The organism is Bifidobacterium animalis subsp. animalis ATCC 25527, from assembly GCF_000260715.1.
GTDB lineage: Bacteria > Actinomycetota > Actinomycetes > Actinomycetales > Bifidobacteriaceae > Bifidobacterium > Bifidobacterium animalis.
In genome coordinates this window covers 1,260,150-1,274,599 of sequence record NC_017834.1, presented here as the reverse complement: position 1 = coordinate 1,274,599, position 14,450 = coordinate 1,260,150, and the positions used below count along the sequence as shown (strand labels likewise).

Below are 14,450 nucleotides of genomic sequence, written 5' to 3'. Positions count from 1 at the left end.
CATCGAAAAATGTGAACATTTACATTGTGCCCCTCGTGTCGGATTTTACGGTGTTGCCAAATCGTGTATCCTATGCGGGGAATACTTGCGTAGTATTACACGTTAATACGGGTACGTAAAAACACGTAACGAAAGGAATCCTCTCATGGCACAGGACTATGATTCCCCGCGCAGCAAGGACGAGGACGAGGAGTCGCTCCAGGCGCTCGGCAAGAGCTCGCAGAATGCCTCGAACGACATGGATGACGACGAGAACGCCATCGCCGAGGATTACGAGCTGCCGGGTGCGGATCTGAGCAATGAGGACGCATCGGTCACCGTGATCCCCATGCAGGGTGATGAGTTCATCTGTTCGGAATGTTTCCTGGTGAAGCATCGCAGCCAGTTGGCGTACACCACACCTGATGGCCAGCCGGTATGCAAGGAATGCGCCGCCTGATGTTCGACGAGGCATATGTGGAGCCGGAGCGCACCGAGGTATTAGTCGCACCGGTCAATCCGGCACAGCCGGTGGAGTTGCATTACATGCATGCGGGGGACGCCGGTGCGGATCTTGTGACGACTGCACATGTGGAGTTGGGGCCTTTCCAGCGTGCACTGGTCCCAACCGGTGTACGTATCGCATTGCCGGCCGGCTACGTCGGTCTCGTGCACCCGCGATCGGGGTTGGCCGTGAAGCAGGGAGTGACGGTGCTCAATGCGCCGGGGACCATAGATGCCGGATATCGCGGTGAGATCAAGGTGCCGTTGATCAATCTCGATCCGGAACACACCGCGGTGTTCGAACCGGGCGACCGTATTGCGCAACTGGTGATTCAGCGCTATGTGCAGGCCGAATTCATCGAGGCGTCCGTATTGCCGGGTTCCGACCGCGCCGAGCGTGGGTTCGGCTCGAGCGGAGTGTGACGCGCGTATCTTCACGCATGGATGCGCGATGTGCATTTCGGAGGCAAAACGACTAATCTCAAATCCATATCAGATGCGAGCAAGGAGGGTTGAGAGCGATGAGCGAGCATGAAGAGGATCTGCGCCCCGCCAACATGCTGGGCTGTGAGATCAGCCCGAATCCACTTGACCCCCTGGCGCCGATCGAGGCGATGTGCCGACAGCATCATCCCGATGAGGACATGGAGATTCTGTCACGCGCCTACACCCGCGCGGTGATCCAGCATGCCGAGCAACGCCGCCGTTCCGGCGAGCCGTACATCATTCATCCGTTGGCAGTGGCGCAGATTCTGGCCGACCTCGGCATGGGCCCTGGCGTCGTCGCCGCGGGATTGCTCCACGATACCGTGGAAGACACCGACTATACCCTCGATGAGTGCCGCGCCGAGTTCGGCGACACAGTGGCCGGTCTGGTCGACGGCGTGACCAAGCTGACGAAGATGGACTATGGCGATTCGGCGCAGGCCGAGACGATCCGCAAGATGGTCGTTGCGATGAGCCGCGATGTGCGCGTGCTCGTCGTCAAGCTCGCCGACCGTGTGCACAATGCCCGCACCTGGCGCTACGTCAAGCCCTCCAGCGCACAGAAGAAGGCCCGCGAGACGCTTGACGTCTATGCGCCGCTCGCCAATCGCCTCGGCATGAACGCCATCAAAACCGAGCTCGAGGAACTGAGCTTCAAGGTGCTCTATCCGAAGATCTACAACGAGATCGTCGTGCTCGTCGAACGTCGTGCCGGTCAGCGCGACGTGTACCTGAAGCAGATCATCGAGGAGATCCACGAGGATCTCGACGACGCGCACATCGACGCCTATGTGACCGGCCGCCCGAAGGACTACTTCTCGATCTACCAGAAGATGATCGTGCGCGGCCATGATTTCTCTGACATCTACGATCTGGTGGGCGTGCGCATCATCGTCGATTCGATTCGCGACTGCTATGCCGTGCTCGGTGCCGTGCATGCACGCTGGAGCCCGGTTCCCGGGCGGTTCAAGGACTACATCGCGATGCCGAAGCTCAACATGTACCAGAGCCTGCATACGACGGTGATGGGACCTGGCGGCAAGCCGGTGGAGATTCAGATTCGCACGTGGGACATGCACCGGCGCGCCGAATTCGGCATCGCCGCCCATTGGAAATACAAGGCGAACGGTCAGGCGGGCCGTGCGTTGAGCGCTCCCGACAAGTCCGATCTCAAGCGCGGGGACAGGAACCTCGAGGAGAAGGACAATCTGCAATGGATCCAGCAGCTCGCCGACTGGACGAGCGAGACCCCGGATTCCAGCGAGTTCCTCGGCTCTCTCAAAGACGACCTCGGTTCCGCGGAGGTGTACGTATTCACCCCCAAGGGCAAGATCGTCTCGCTGCCGGCCGATGCCACGCCGGTCGACTTCGCATACAACGTGCACACCGAGGTCGGTCACCGCACGATGGGCGCGCGTGTGAACGGGCGCTTGGTCCCCCTCGACACCAAGCTGGAGAATGGCGACACCGTCGAGGTGCTCACGTCGAAATCCGACACCGCCGGCCCGTCCCGTGACTGGTTGAGCTTCGTCAAAAGTCCGAAGGCACGCAACAAGATTCGCCAATGGTTCAGTAAGGAACGTCGCTCCGAGTCGATTGAGGAGGGGCGCGACGAACTCACGCGTGCGATGCGCAAGCGCAACCTACCGGTCTCCGCATTGCTCACGCTGGAGGCGCTTGTGGGCGTTGCCGACGATCTCAACCTGCCGAATGCCGATGCCGTGCTCGCGGCGATAGGCGAGGGGCAGGTGTCCACGCAGAATGTGATCACCCACCTGGTCAAAGACGCGGGAACGAACGAAGTGGCCGAGGAGGCCGAGCAGGAGCTCTTGCCGCTGCGGCCCACGCAGGCTTCGAAGTCGAAGGGCAACACCCCGGGGATCGCCGTCAGGGGTGTCACCGACGTGTGGGTCAAGCTCGCGCATTGCTGCATGCCGGTGCCGGGCGACAACATCATCGGCTTCATCACCCGCAACGAGGGTGTCTCAGTGCATCGCGTCGACTGCCTGAACATGATCAACCTGAGGAAACGCGAGCCGGAACGTGTCGTTGACGTCTCCTGGACGAGCAACAAGGGTCTGTTCATGGTGAAGATCCAGGTGGAGGCGCTCGATCGGCCTCATCTGCTGAGCGATGTGACCCGCGTGCTTTCCGACCATGGCGTCAACATTCTCTCCGGCACGATCGCCACTGGTTCCGATCGTGTGGCAACGAGCCAGTTCAGCTTCGAGATGGCCGACCCGGGGCACCTGAACACGCTGCTGTCGGCGGTGCGCAAGATCGATGGCGTCTTCGACGTGTACCGCATCACCGGTGCAAAGGACTCCAGCGAGCCGCGCATGCGCCGGATGCGCGACCATTACCGTGACTAGTCCCACGGCATGCACCATATGAGATGAAACGACAATGGGGGCGGCCTTCCACGTGGAAGGCCGCCCCCATTGGGGATGCAGGTGGGTCGAATCAGTCGACGATCTCGATGCCCTCGATCATGACCGGCTCGAGCGGGCGATCCTGCGCGTCCGTGGCCACACCGTCAATGGTGGCGACCACAGCGCGGGAGGCCTCATCGGCGACCTCGCCGAAGATCGTATGGTGGCCGTTGAGCCACGGGGTCGGCACGGTGGTGATGAAGAACTGCGAGCCATTAGTGCCGTGGATCTTGCCGTCGGCGCCGCGGCGCAGGCCGGCGTTGGCCATGGCCAGCAGATACGGCTTGTCGAACTTGAGCGACGGGTCGATCTCGTCGTCGAAGTCATAGCCCGGGCCGCCGGTGCCGGTGCCCAGCGGGCAACCGCCCTGGATCATGAAATCCTTGATGATGCGGTGGAAGGTGAGGCCATCGTAGAAGGCCTCATGGCTCGGCTTGCCGGTGAACGGATCGGTCCACTCCTTCTTGCCGCTGGCCAGGCCGAGGAAGTTCTCCACGGTCTTCGGTGCCTGCTCGTCGAACAGATTGATCTTGATATCACCTTCGGAGGTGTGCATGATAATAGTGCTCATAGCCTCTTACCGTAGCACAGGGCGACTAACGGGTGTCAGGTTTTCCGTGAGCGCTTAGGCCGGTTCGGTTTGCGCGCACTATAAGCAGATTCGATAACAACACGCGTGAGTTCATGACACCCATGCCGTATGGTTGAACACGGTGTTCGGGAGAGGGAATCTTCCGGCAGATCACACAGAGAACAGCAACAGAGGAACAACAGAGGACAAGGCAATGACTTCGAACAACACGCAGCCAACCGCTCCGAACACACCGGAGGAACCGGTGCGCGTCAACCACACCACACGCAACATCGTCATCGCCGTGGTGGTCGTGGTGGCGATCGTGCTCGCCATCGTATTCGGCATGCGCGCGGTGAACAAGAACGACGATTCGCCGAAGGGCTCCAAGAACAACCCGGTGGTGATCGGCGTGGTCGGCGCCACCGATCCGCAGTGGGTGGAGTTCACCAAGCAGGCCGAGCAGCAGGGCGTGTACGTGCAGATCAAGGACTTCCAGGACTACACGAGCGAGAATCCGGCGCTGGCGCAGGGCGACCTCGACATGAACGAGTTCCAGCACCTGCTCTACTTGGCCAACTACAATGTGCAGAACAAGCAGAACCTGCAGCCGCTCGGCGGCGTCGCCATCTACCCGCTCGGTGTCTACTCCACGTTCGACAAGGACGGCAAGCCGAGGTACACCGACATCAAGGACCTGCCGGCTGGCTCCACCGTCGCCATTCCGAACGACGAGACGAACCAGGCTCGTGCGATCGGCGTGCTCAAGGCCGCCGGCGTCGTCACGCTGAAAGGCGACTGGACGGCGTTCACGATTCCGCAGGACATCGATGAGGCGAAGTCGAAGGTCAAGGTCGTGCCGATGAAGGCCGAGCAGATCGCCAACACGCTCAAGGCGGGCGGCGACGATCTGTCCGCGGGCGTCATCAACAACGACTATGTGGCGGACGCGGGGCTCAAGCCCACCGATGCGATCTACCAGGACAACGCCGAATCCGAGGAGGCGCGCCCATACATCAACATCTTCGCCGTGCGCGCCGACGACGTGAACAACGAGGTGTATAAGAAGTGCGTGGAGATCTACCAGACGAAGCCGGTCCTCGACGCCCTGCAGGAGGAGTCCGGCGGCACCGCGGTGTTCGCCGACAAGTTCTCGCAGCAGGAGCTGGCGAGCTATCTGAAGCAGATCGAGACGGACATCAAGAACAAGTGAGCCCTTCATAGCGTGGCTGCAGATCGCTGAACACAATGAGCAGGTTGGGGAGAGCTATTCCCAACCTGCTCCCATATGCACGACGTTCACACACTCGCCATTGGGTCGCGCTACCATATGCGAGTATCCGGCCGCAGTGCAGGCATCGGACGGAACCTCGACGTAAACGGAGAAGTTAGAGGGAAATGACGCAAGAGAAGAACGCCATCATCGAATTCGACCACGTGAGCAAGGTGTATGCCGGGCGTGGCAAGAAGCAGACGAAAGCGGTCGACGATGTCACACTGTCCATTGACGAGGGCGACATCTACGGCATCATCGGCTATTCGGGAGCCGGCAAATCCACGCTGGTGCGCATGATCAACGCCCTCGAGAAGCCGACAAGCGGCACGGTGACGGTGATGGGCCAGCAGGTCTCGGGCATGAGCGAGTCGAAACTGCGTGCGGTACGACAGAAGATCGGCATGATCTTCCAGCAGTTCAACCTGTTCTCCACGAAGACCGTTGCGCAGAACGTGGCCTATCCGCTGCAGCTCGACCACTGGCGCAAGGACTATCAGGACAAGCGGGTCAAAGAGCTGCTCGAGTTCGTGGGCCTCTCCGAGCATGCGAACAGGTATCCGGCACAGCTTTCCGGCGGCCAGAAACAACGTGTGGGCATCGCACGCGCGCTCGCCACGAATCCGAAGATCCTGCTCGCAGACGAGGCGACGAGCGCCCTCGACCCCGAGACGACCACCGAGGTGCTTGAATTGCTCAGGAAGATCAATGAGCAGCTCGGCGTGACGATTGTGCTCATCACGCACCAGATGAACGTCGTGCAGCAGATTGCCCACCATGTCGCGGTGATGAGCGGCGGGCGCCTCGTCGAGAAAGGCACCGTGTACCGGGTGTTCGCCGCCCCGCAGGAGGAGGTGACGAAGCGGTTCATCGCCACCGCCATGTCGGGATTGCCAGACGAGACACGCGTCGAACAGATGCATCGGGATTGGAGCGGCCGCCTCGTCACCGTGATTGTGCGCCAGCACGACATCGACGACGAGAATGCGAACACACGCATACCGGCCTCCGGACAGAACATCTCCGAGCTCATCTCGAAGCACGGCGTGGCAAGCAACCTCATCTACGGCGGCATCGACACCGTGCAGGGCGTCGCAATCGGCGCGATCACCTACACCTTCGACGGGCCGGAGGCCGAAGTGGGGCCGTTCCTTGCCGAACTCGCCGAAAACAGCGACATCGTCGATTTCGGCACGGCCGCGGAACCGGTCGACTATGCGCCGGCGGTGGAGCAAGCGGGAATTGCCGCCCCTGAGAATCGCGCCGCCGACGACTATGCGAATACGAACGCGCTTGATTTCGAGCAGGTGGACGATGTGGTCACCGTCAGCCGGATCAACGGGCAGGACACCCCGGGAGCGCAAGCCGACACCCGTGTCGCGTCCGATGACGCGAACGGTGCGCGAAAGGAGACGAAGTGATGCATATTCTCGCATTCGACCAGACGACCCTCGCCTCACGCAGTGACTGGAGCGTCTTGAGACCCCTGCTCGGACAATCCGTTATGCAGACGTTGCAGATGGTGCTCATCACGATCGTCGTCGGAGGCTTCCTCGGTCTCATTCTCGGTGTCATACTCTACGGCACACGTCCGGGCAACCTGTTCGAGAACCGGTATGTGTACCGCATTCTCGACATTCTGGTGAACATCATCCGCCCGATTCCATTCATCATCTTCCTCGCCGCCATGCAGCCGCTCACCATCAAGGTGATCGGCACGTCGATCGGCACCGCGGCGGCGATTTTCCCGATGTGCGTGATGTGCACCTTCGCGACCTCACGTCTGGTCGAGCAGAACCTCGTGCCGGTCGATCCGGGAGTGATCGAGGCCGCACGTTCGATGGGCGCCTCGAAATTCACGATCATTCGCACGGTGCTGATTCCAGAGGCCTTGGCGCCACTCATCCTCGCCTATGCCTTCCTGTTCATCGGCGTGCTCGACATGTCGGCGATGGCCGGCTACATCGGCGGCGGCGGCCTGGGTAACTTCGCAATCGCCTACGGTTACCAGAAGTTCGACCAGACCGTCACCTGGACCGCCGTGATCATCATGATCCTGCTCGTGCAGGTGGTGCAATCGATTGCCAATGCGATCGCCAAGCACCTGCTGCGTCGCACACAGAACAACTGAACGATGGGGCGCCCGAATTCGGCGCCCCTTTTGCATTGCGCCCATGCCACATGGGCAACACGGATTGGCCTCCGTGACTTCGCTGCCGACTTCGAAGGAGGGCATATGACCGACCAAATTGAGCATGTCGAGATTGCACTGACCGATGAGCTGCTGGGCATTCGCCGCCAGCTCCACCGGCATCCGGAACGTTCATTCAAGGAGTTCGAGACGAGCAGGAGGCTGCGCAATCTGCTCGAATCACACGGCATCACGGTGCTGGACAACCCGCTTGACACCGGTGTGATCGGTGAGATCAGGGGAGAGCATGATGGACCGCAGATCGGTTTGCGTGCCGATATCGACGCGTTGCCCGTGCACGAGGACTCCGGACTCGACTTCGCGTCCGAGAACGAAGGGGTCATGCATGCCTGCGGCCACGACATCCATATGACATCACTGCTGGGGGCGGCATTCTGGCTGGCGGCTCATCGGGAGCTGATCCACGGGACCATTCGATTGGTGTTCCAGCCGGCCGAAGAACTCGGGCAGGGGGCGCGTGCGGTGGCCGATGCCGGATTGGTCGACGGCCTCGACGCGATGATCGGCACACATAACAACCCCGATTATAAGCCCGGTCAGATTGCCGTCGGCGTGGAGCCCATGATGGCGGGATGTGTGAAATTCCGGGTGAACCTACATGCACAGGGCACTCATGCCGGGTATCCGCACCGGGGTACCGGGCCGCTTGAGGCGATGGCGGCGATGATCCTTTCACTGCAGACCATTGTGAGCCGCAATGCCTCGCCATTCCATCCACTCGTCGTCTCGGTGACCGAGGTACACGGCGGCGACGTGTGGAACGTGGTGCCAGCCGAGGCTGGATTCCAAGGAACAGCACGCTACTTCCACCGTGAGGACGGCAATCTGGCGGAACGCCGATTCAGGCAGATCGTCGAAAGTACGGCTGCCGCCTACGATATTGCCGTGGACTATGTGTGGGACGATTTCCAGCGTCCGCTGGTGAGCGACCCGGATCTGGCGACGTTGGCCATGAACCATGTGCCGGAATACGCGCAGCTCGAGTCGATTCACCCATCGATGGCAGGGGAGGATTTCGCGGAATACGAGGGCCGCACGCGCTTGTTGTTCGCCTTCATAGGATCGAATGGTTCCGAAGGTTGTGCCGACCTCCACTCACCGAAGTTCGTGGCGCTTGATGATGCGGTGAAAACCGGTGCCGAATTCTATGCGAACTCGGCATTGGAGGTGCTCGAGCATCTGAGCTGAGTGCCATGAGGTGGCGATCGCCGAGGGAGGGTCGGAGCGTTCCCGGAAAGGCTTCGTCACTGGATCGCAAGCGCCCTTTACGTTCCTCAACATTGCCGGGCGCCGCCTGCGCGTTTGGCCGCCACCAATCACTGATGCCACTGATGCATCGTGCTCCTTCCGACACGCGATGCGCTGAACGGTGCGGTTGTAACGGTGACGGGCCTAGACTAGGAAGCTATGACCAAGCTTCGTTTTGCACTCGCACAGATCGACACCTGTGTCGGCGCCCTCAAGGGCAATGCCGACAAGGTTCTGGAATACGCATCACGCGCCGCCTCGAACAACGCACAGGTGGTGGTGTTCCCCGAGATGACCCTCACGGGCTATCCTATTGAGGATCTCGCATTGCGGCGCACCTTCCGTCAGGCTGCCTGGGACGCCGCCAATGACTTGGCGCGGCGTCTGGCCGACGACGGACTCGGCTCGCTCTATGTGGTCGTTGGCACCGTGGGCACCGAGCACAGCACGCAGAAACCATACAACCGGCTTGTCGTACTGCACGACGGCGTCGTATGGGCGGGCTATGACAAGCATTTCCTGCCGAACTATGGTGTATTCGACGAATTCCGCATCTTCGCGTCGGGCGATCGTTCGGTGACGATGGACGTCGACGGCGTCAGGCTGGGTTTTGCGATCTGTGAGGACATCTGGCAGGAGGGCGGGCCTGTCGCCGATCTCGCCGAACGAAATATCGATGTGCTCGTGACGATCAACGGTTCGCCGTATGAGGAGGGCAAAACCGATACCAGACTGCAACTGTGCCGTTGCCGTGCCACCGAGGTCGGGGCGCCGGTGATCTACGTCAATCAGGTGGGAGGCCAAGACGACCTCGTATTCGACGGAGGCACCTTTGTTGTGGATGCGGATGGCACGTTGCTTGAACGCTCGCCGATGTTCGTGGAGGACCTGAGCTACATCGACATCGATTCCGCTGCGGCAACCCAGGAGCCGGCCGGCATCGCACCAGAGATGGATCCCGACGGCGAAGTGTACACGGCCTGCGTGCTCGGTCTCAAGGACTACATGGTGAAGAACGGTTTCAACGGGGTATGCCTGGGACTCTCGGGCGGCATCGACTCCGCTCTGGTGGCCACCATGGCCGCTGATGCCGTGGGTGGTGAGCATGTGCAGGGCATATCCATGCCGAGCATGTACTCGTCGGAGGGGTCGAAGGACGATGCGGCCCAACTCGCCGAGAATCTAGGCGCCTCGTACGATGTGCAGCCGATCAAGCCGGAATTCGATGCATTCCAGAAGCAGTTGGATCTCGAAGGCGTGGCCGCCGAGAATCTGCAAGCCCGCATCCGCGGTGTCATCGTCATGGCGTATTCGAATTCCAAGGGGCTGCTGGCCTTGGCGACAGGCAATAAGTCTGAGCTTGCCTGCGGGTATTCCACCATATATGGCGATGCCGTCGGCGGATACGCTCCGATCAAGGACGTGTTCAAGACGAAGGTGTGGCAGCTGTCGCGCTGGCGCAACAAAGCGCTCAAGGAAGGTCTGGGGCTCGGGGCATTGCCCGTGGTCGGCTACGACCCGAATGCGGAGGTCGTCGTGCCCGCCAGCGGCGAGCTCATCCCGAACAATTCCATCGTCAAGGCACCGAGCGCCGAACTGCGGCCCGGGCAGAAGGACTCCGATTCGCTGCCCGAATACGGCATTCTCGACAAGGTGCTCACCGCCTATATTGAACATTCCGAAGGGCGGGCCGATCTGCTCGCCCATGCGGACTTCGACGAGCAGACGGTCGACACCGTCATGCGTCTCGTCGACCGCGCCGAATGGAAGCGTCGCCAGTATCCGTTGGGGCCGAAGGTGAGCGCGCTCGCGTTCGGCCGTGACCGCCGCCTGCCGGTCACCGACGCGTTCCGCGAATAACCGCATACCTATATTCCATAATGTGAGACAAGGAGAATGACATGACGGAACCTCAGGAGTGGTACTACAATACGGCGACCGGTGAAGTGGAGCTCGGGCCACAGTCACCGATGCAGAACCGCCTCGGACCGTATGCGACGCGTGAGGACGCCGAGAAGGCACTCGAGATCGCCAAGAAGCGCAACAAGAGGTGGGAGGACCAGGACAGGGACTGGAATAACTGGGGAACGGACAAGAAGTAGTCTGAATGTGCATATTGTGTGCATACCCATTGAGACGGGCGGCCATCCGGAATGGAGGCCGCCCGCTTTGTGTTGTGCAGAATGTGGGCGATGCGTAAGTGGAAATGTGACCAAGCTCACTCGTTTGCCGCTGGTCGCGGCACGGTGATTTGAAGTACTATGGGGTCTTGTTAGAGATGCGGCACAAAGTGGCGTCGTATACAAGCTACACCCAGAAGGAGTGGCAATGGCAGCAATCGAAAACGTGGCCGAGGTGTCCCCGGAAGCCATCAAGGAACAGGCTTGGGAGGGATTCGTTCCCGGCAATTGGGAGAAGGACATCGACGTTCGCGACTTCATTCAGAAGAACTACACGCCTTACGAGGGCGATGAATCGTTCCTCGCGGATGCGACCGACAAGACGAAGCACCTGTGGAAGTACCTCGACGACAACTATCTGGCGGTGGAGCGCAAGCAGCGTGTCTATGATGTGGACACCCACACGCCGGCGGATGTCGATGCCTTCCCGGCTGGCTACATCGATTCCCCGGAGGTCGACAATGTGATCGTCGGCCTGCAGACCGATGAGCCATGCAAGCGAGCCATGATGCCGAATGGCGGCTGGCGCATGGTGGAGCAGGCCATCAAGGAGGCCGGCAAGGAGCCGGACCCGGCGATCAAGAAGATCTTCACCAAGTACCGCAAGACGCACAACGACGGTGTGTTCGGCGTCTATACGAAGAACATCAAAGTCGCACGCCACAACAAGATTCTCACCGGCCTGCCGGATGCCTACGGCCGCGGCCGCATCATCGGCGACTACCGTCGTGTGGCCCTGTACGGCGTGGATGCGCTGATCAAGTTCAAGCAGCGTGACAAGGACGCCATCCCGTACCGCAACGACTTCTCGGAGACCGAGATCGAGCACTGGATCCGTTACCGCGAGGAACACGACGAGCAGATCAAGGCCCTGAAGAAGCTCATCAATCTGGGCAAGGAGTACGGTCTCGATCTGGCGCGTCCCGCCATGAACGCGCGTGAGGCCGTGCAGTGGACCTACATGGGCTACCTCGCCTCCATCAAGAGCCAGGACGGTGCCGCGATGAGCTTCGGCCGCGTGTCCGCGTTCTTCGACATCTACTTCGAGCGCGATCTCAAGGAAGGCAAGATCACCGAGACCGACGCCCAGGAGATCATCGACAATCTGGTGATGAAGCTGCGCATCGTGCGATTCCTGCGCACCAAGGACTACGATTCGATCTTCTCGGGCGACCCCTACTGGGCGACCTGGTCGGATGCAGGTTTCGGCGACGATGGACGCACCATGGTCACCAAGACCTCGTTCCGTCTGCTTAACACGCTCACGCTCGAGCATTTGGGACCGGGCCCCGAACCGAACATCACGATTTTCTGGGATCCGAAGCTGCCGGAAGGCTACAAGCGTTTCTGCGCCCAGATCTCCATTGACACCTCGGCCATCCAGTATGAATCCGACAAGGAGATCCGCAACCATTGGGGTGACGATGCAGCCATTGCATGCTGCGTCTCCCCGATGCGCGTGGGCAAGCAGATGCAGTTCTTCGCGGCTCGCGTGAACTCCGCAAAGGCGCTGCTCTACGCGATCAACGGCGGCCGTGACGAGATGACCGGCATGCAGGTGATCGACAAGGGCATCATCGAGCCGATCCAGCCCGAGGCTGACGGCACGCTCGATTACGAGAAGGTGAAGGCCAACTATGAGAAGGCCCTCGAATGGCTTTCGGAGACCTATGTTGAAGCGCTGAACATCATTCATTACATGCATGACAAGTATGCGTACGAGTCCATCGAGATGGCGCTGCACGACCGCGAGGTCTACCGCACCTTGGGTTGCGGCATGTCCGGCCTGTCGATCGCCGCCGATTCGCTTTCCGCATGCAAGTACGCCAAGGTGTACCCGATCTACAACAAGGACGCCAAGGACATGCCGGGTCACGAGTACGAATACGTCGAAGGCGCGGACGACGATCTGGTGGTCGGTTACCGCACCGAGGGCGAGTTCCCTCTCTACGGCAACGACGACGATCGTGCCGATAACATTGCCAAGTGGGTCGTGTCCACCGTCATGGGCCAGGTCAAGCGCCTGCCGGTGTATCGTGGCGCCGTTCCCACGCAGTCGATCCTCACGATCACCTCGAACGTCGAGTATGGCAAGAACACCGGATCCTTCCCGTCGGGCCACGCCAAGGGAACGCCGTACGCCCCGGGTGCGAACCCGGAGAACGGCATGGACTCCCACGGCATGCTCCCCTCGATGTTCTCGGTGGGCAAGATCGATTACAACGACGCCCTTGACGGCATCTCGTTGACGAACACAATCACTCCCGACGGCTTGGGCCGCGATGAGGACGAGCGCATCAGCAACCTCGTCGGCATCCTCGACGCAGGCAACGGCCATGGGCTGTACCACGCGAATATCAACGTGCTGCGCAAGGAACAGCTCGAAGACGCCGTGGAGCATCCGGAGAAGTACCCGCACCTGACCGTGCGCGTCTCCGGCTACGCCGTGAACTTCGTCAAGCTTACGAAGGAACAGCAGCTCGACGTCATCTCCCGTACCTTCCATCAGGGCGCGGTCGAGGACTGAGACACGCAGAGGCGAGTTGTTCGCCGGTAGGGGCGGGGCTTTTCGGCCCCGCCCCTTTGCATTCGGCTATAGTGATACTGGAGGTAGCCATGTCGAATTCAGAGTCGAATCACAGTGCATCCGCATTCCGCACCACGACCCGGCACATGCTCAAGTCGTCGAAGGAGTACCAGCGCCAGACGCTCATGGGCGGTCTGTCGGGATTCGAATCGCCTATCGGACTCGATCGGCGTGACCGCATCAATGCGTTGAAAACCGGCGACATAGGTTTTGTGCATTCCTGGGACATCAATACGTCGGTGGACGGCCCGGGCACCCGCATGACAGTATTCCTGAGCGGCTGTCCGCTGCGCTGCCAATACTGCCAGAACCCCGACACCTGGAAGATGCGCGACGGCAAGCCGGTGTACCTCGATGCCATGGTGGCCAAGATCGAACGGTACAAGGACCTGTTCGAAGCCACGAAAGGTGGCATCACCTTCTCGGGCGGCGAGTCCATGATGCAGCCGGCATTCGTGTCGCGGGTGTTCCGGGCGGCCAAGGAAATGGGTGTGCACACCTGCCTTGACACTTCAGGCTTCCTTAACGCCAACTATTCGGATGCAATGATCGACGACATCGATCTGTGCCTGCTCGATGTGAAGTCCGGAGACGAGGAGACCTACAAGCGGGTGACCGGGGGAGTGCTCCAGCCCACCATCGATTTCGGACAGCGGTTGAACAGGCGGGGCAAGAAGATCTGGGTGCGTTTCGTGCTGGTTCCCGGGCTCACCTCGTCGGAGGAGAACGTGGAGAATGTGGCCCGCATCTGTGAGAGCTTCGGCGACGCGGTGGAGCATATAGACGTGCTGCCGTTCCACCAGCTCGGGCGCCCGAAGTGGCATGAGCTGCGAATCCCTTACCCGTTGGAGGACCAGAAGGGACCTTCCCAGGCGTTGCGCGACCGCGTGCGCCAGCAGTTCGAGAGCCACGGCTTCACGGTCTACGTCTAAGCGACGGCGAATGCGCTGACACATGATCCCGGACGTCGGTGTCAGC

At 60.7% G+C, this 14,450-nt stretch carries 12 protein-coding genes; 11 read left to right on the top strand and 1 reads right to left on the bottom strand.

Annotated elements, in window-relative coordinates:
• Positions 1 to 145 precede the first annotated feature (145 nt).
• The 3 genes from BANAN_RS05415 to BANAN_RS05405 all read left to right on the top strand — a co-directional run bounded on the left by BANAN_RS05415 (position 146) and on the right by BANAN_RS05405 (position 3,341).
• Positions 146 to 439, top strand: coding sequence for a DUF4193 domain-containing protein (locus BANAN_RS05415; RefSeq protein WP_004217617.1), 294 nt, complete (start codon positions 146 to 148; stop codon positions 437 to 439).
• On the top strand, positions 436 to 906 hold the full coding sequence (gene dut, locus BANAN_RS05410; RefSeq protein ID WP_035136525.1) for a dUTP diphosphatase: 471 nt from the start codon (positions 436 to 438) through the stop codon (positions 904 to 906). The genes BANAN_RS05415 and dut overlap by 4 nt, the downstream gene beginning before the upstream one ends.
• A 98-nt stretch (positions 907 to 1,004) precedes the next feature.
• Positions 1,005 to 3,341 (top strand): RelA/SpoT family protein, encoded by a 2,337-nt coding sequence (locus BANAN_RS05405; RefSeq protein ID WP_014697913.1) that lies wholly within the window; start codon positions 1,005 to 1,007, stop codon positions 3,339 to 3,341.
• Positions 3,342 to 3,432: 91 nt separating this feature from the next.
• Here the strand turns inward: BANAN_RS05405 and BANAN_RS05400 are convergent, their stop codons facing one another.
• A complete protein-coding gene (locus BANAN_RS05400) occupies positions 3,433 to 3,972 on the bottom strand; it encodes a peptidylprolyl isomerase (RefSeq protein ID WP_014697912.1) in 540 nt (179 codons plus the stop codon).
• Positions 3,973 to 4,186: 214 nt separating this feature from the next.
• Here BANAN_RS05400 and BANAN_RS05395 point away from each other — a divergent pair, with 214 nt between their 5' ends.
• The 8 genes from BANAN_RS05395 to pflA all read left to right on the top strand — a co-directional run bounded on the left by BANAN_RS05395 (position 4,187) and on the right by pflA (position 14,404).
• Positions 4,187 to 5,185 carry a MetQ/NlpA family ABC transporter substrate-binding protein gene (locus BANAN_RS05395; RefSeq protein ID WP_014697911.1) on the top strand — a complete coding sequence of 333 codons (999 nt, stop codon included), beginning with the start codon at positions 4,187 to 4,189 and terminating at the stop codon, positions 5,183 to 5,185.
• A gap of 185 nt (positions 5,186 to 5,370) precedes the next feature.
• A complete protein-coding gene (locus tag BANAN_RS05390; RefSeq protein ID WP_014697910.1) occupies positions 5,371 to 6,666 on the top strand; it encodes a methionine ABC transporter ATP-binding protein in 1,296 nt (431 codons plus the stop codon).
• Positions 6,666 to 7,376, top strand: a complete 711-nt coding sequence (locus BANAN_RS05385; RefSeq protein WP_014697909.1) for a methionine ABC transporter permease — start codon at positions 6,666 to 6,668, stop codon at positions 7,374 to 7,376. The genes BANAN_RS05390 and BANAN_RS05385 overlap by 1 nt, the downstream gene beginning before the upstream one ends.
• Positions 7,377 to 7,481: 105 nt before the next feature.
• Positions 7,482 to 8,645, top strand: coding sequence for a M20 metallopeptidase family protein (locus BANAN_RS05380; protein WP_014697908.1), 1,164 nt, complete (start codon positions 7,482 to 7,484; stop codon positions 8,643 to 8,645).
• A gap of 219 nt (positions 8,646 to 8,864) precedes the next feature.
• The gene (locus BANAN_RS05375; RefSeq protein WP_014697907.1) at positions 8,865 to 10,565 is read left to right on the top strand and encodes an NAD+ synthase; all 1,701 of its coding nucleotides are present in this window, start codon (positions 8,865 to 8,867) and stop codon (positions 10,563 to 10,565) included.
• 41 nt (positions 10,566 to 10,606) lie between these two features.
• Complete coding sequence (locus tag BANAN_RS05370; RefSeq protein WP_014697906.1) at positions 10,607 to 10,807, top strand: hypothetical protein; 201 nt, start codon at positions 10,607 to 10,609, stop codon at positions 10,805 to 10,807.
• A 226-nt stretch (positions 10,808 to 11,033) separates the two neighbouring features.
• Positions 11,034 to 13,412 (top strand): formate C-acetyltransferase, encoded by a 2,379-nt coding sequence (pflB, locus tag BANAN_RS05365; RefSeq protein WP_014697905.1) that lies wholly within the window; start codon positions 11,034 to 11,036, stop codon positions 13,410 to 13,412.
• Positions 13,413 to 13,501: 89 nt separating this feature from the next.
• Positions 13,502 to 14,404, top strand: a complete 903-nt coding sequence (gene pflA, locus BANAN_RS05360; protein ID WP_014697904.1) for a pyruvate formate-lyase-activating protein — start codon at positions 13,502 to 13,504, stop codon at positions 14,402 to 14,404.
• The last annotated feature ends 46 nt before the right edge of the window (positions 14,405 to 14,450 follow it).

Coding starts and splice junctions, on each gene's coding strand:
- pflB (WP_014697905.1), top strand. CDS start 11,034: ATGGCAGCAATCGAAAACGTGGCCGAGGTGTCCCCGGAAGCCATCAAG.
- BANAN_RS05395 (WP_014697911.1), top strand. CDS start 4,187: ATGACTTCGAACAACACGCAGCCAACCGCTCCGAACACACCGGAGGAA.
- BANAN_RS05380 (WP_014697908.1), top strand. CDS start 7,482: ATGACCGACCAAATTGAGCATGTCGAGATTGCACTGACCGATGAGCTG.
- BANAN_RS05405 (WP_014697913.1), top strand. CDS start 1,005: ATGAGCGAGCATGAAGAGGATCTGCGCCCCGCCAACATGCTGGGCTGT.
- BANAN_RS05370 (WP_014697906.1), top strand. CDS start 10,607: ATGACGGAACCTCAGGAGTGGTACTACAATACGGCGACCGGTGAAGTG.
- BANAN_RS05390 (WP_014697910.1), top strand. CDS start 5,371: ATGACGCAAGAGAAGAACGCCATCATCGAATTCGACCACGTGAGCAAG.
- BANAN_RS05375 (WP_014697907.1), top strand. CDS start 8,865: ATGACCAAGCTTCGTTTTGCACTCGCACAGATCGACACCTGTGTCGGC.
- pflA (WP_014697904.1), top strand. CDS start 13,502: ATGTCGAATTCAGAGTCGAATCACAGTGCATCCGCATTCCGCACCACG.
- BANAN_RS05385 (WP_014697909.1), top strand. CDS start 6,666: ATGCATATTCTCGCATTCGACCAGACGACCCTCGCCTCACGCAGTGAC.
- BANAN_RS05415 (WP_004217617.1), top strand. CDS start 146: ATGGCACAGGACTATGATTCCCCGCGCAGCAAGGACGAGGACGAGGAG.
- BANAN_RS05400 (WP_014697912.1), bottom strand. CDS start 3,972: ATGAGCACTATTATCATGCACACCTCCGAAGGTGATATCAAGATCAAT.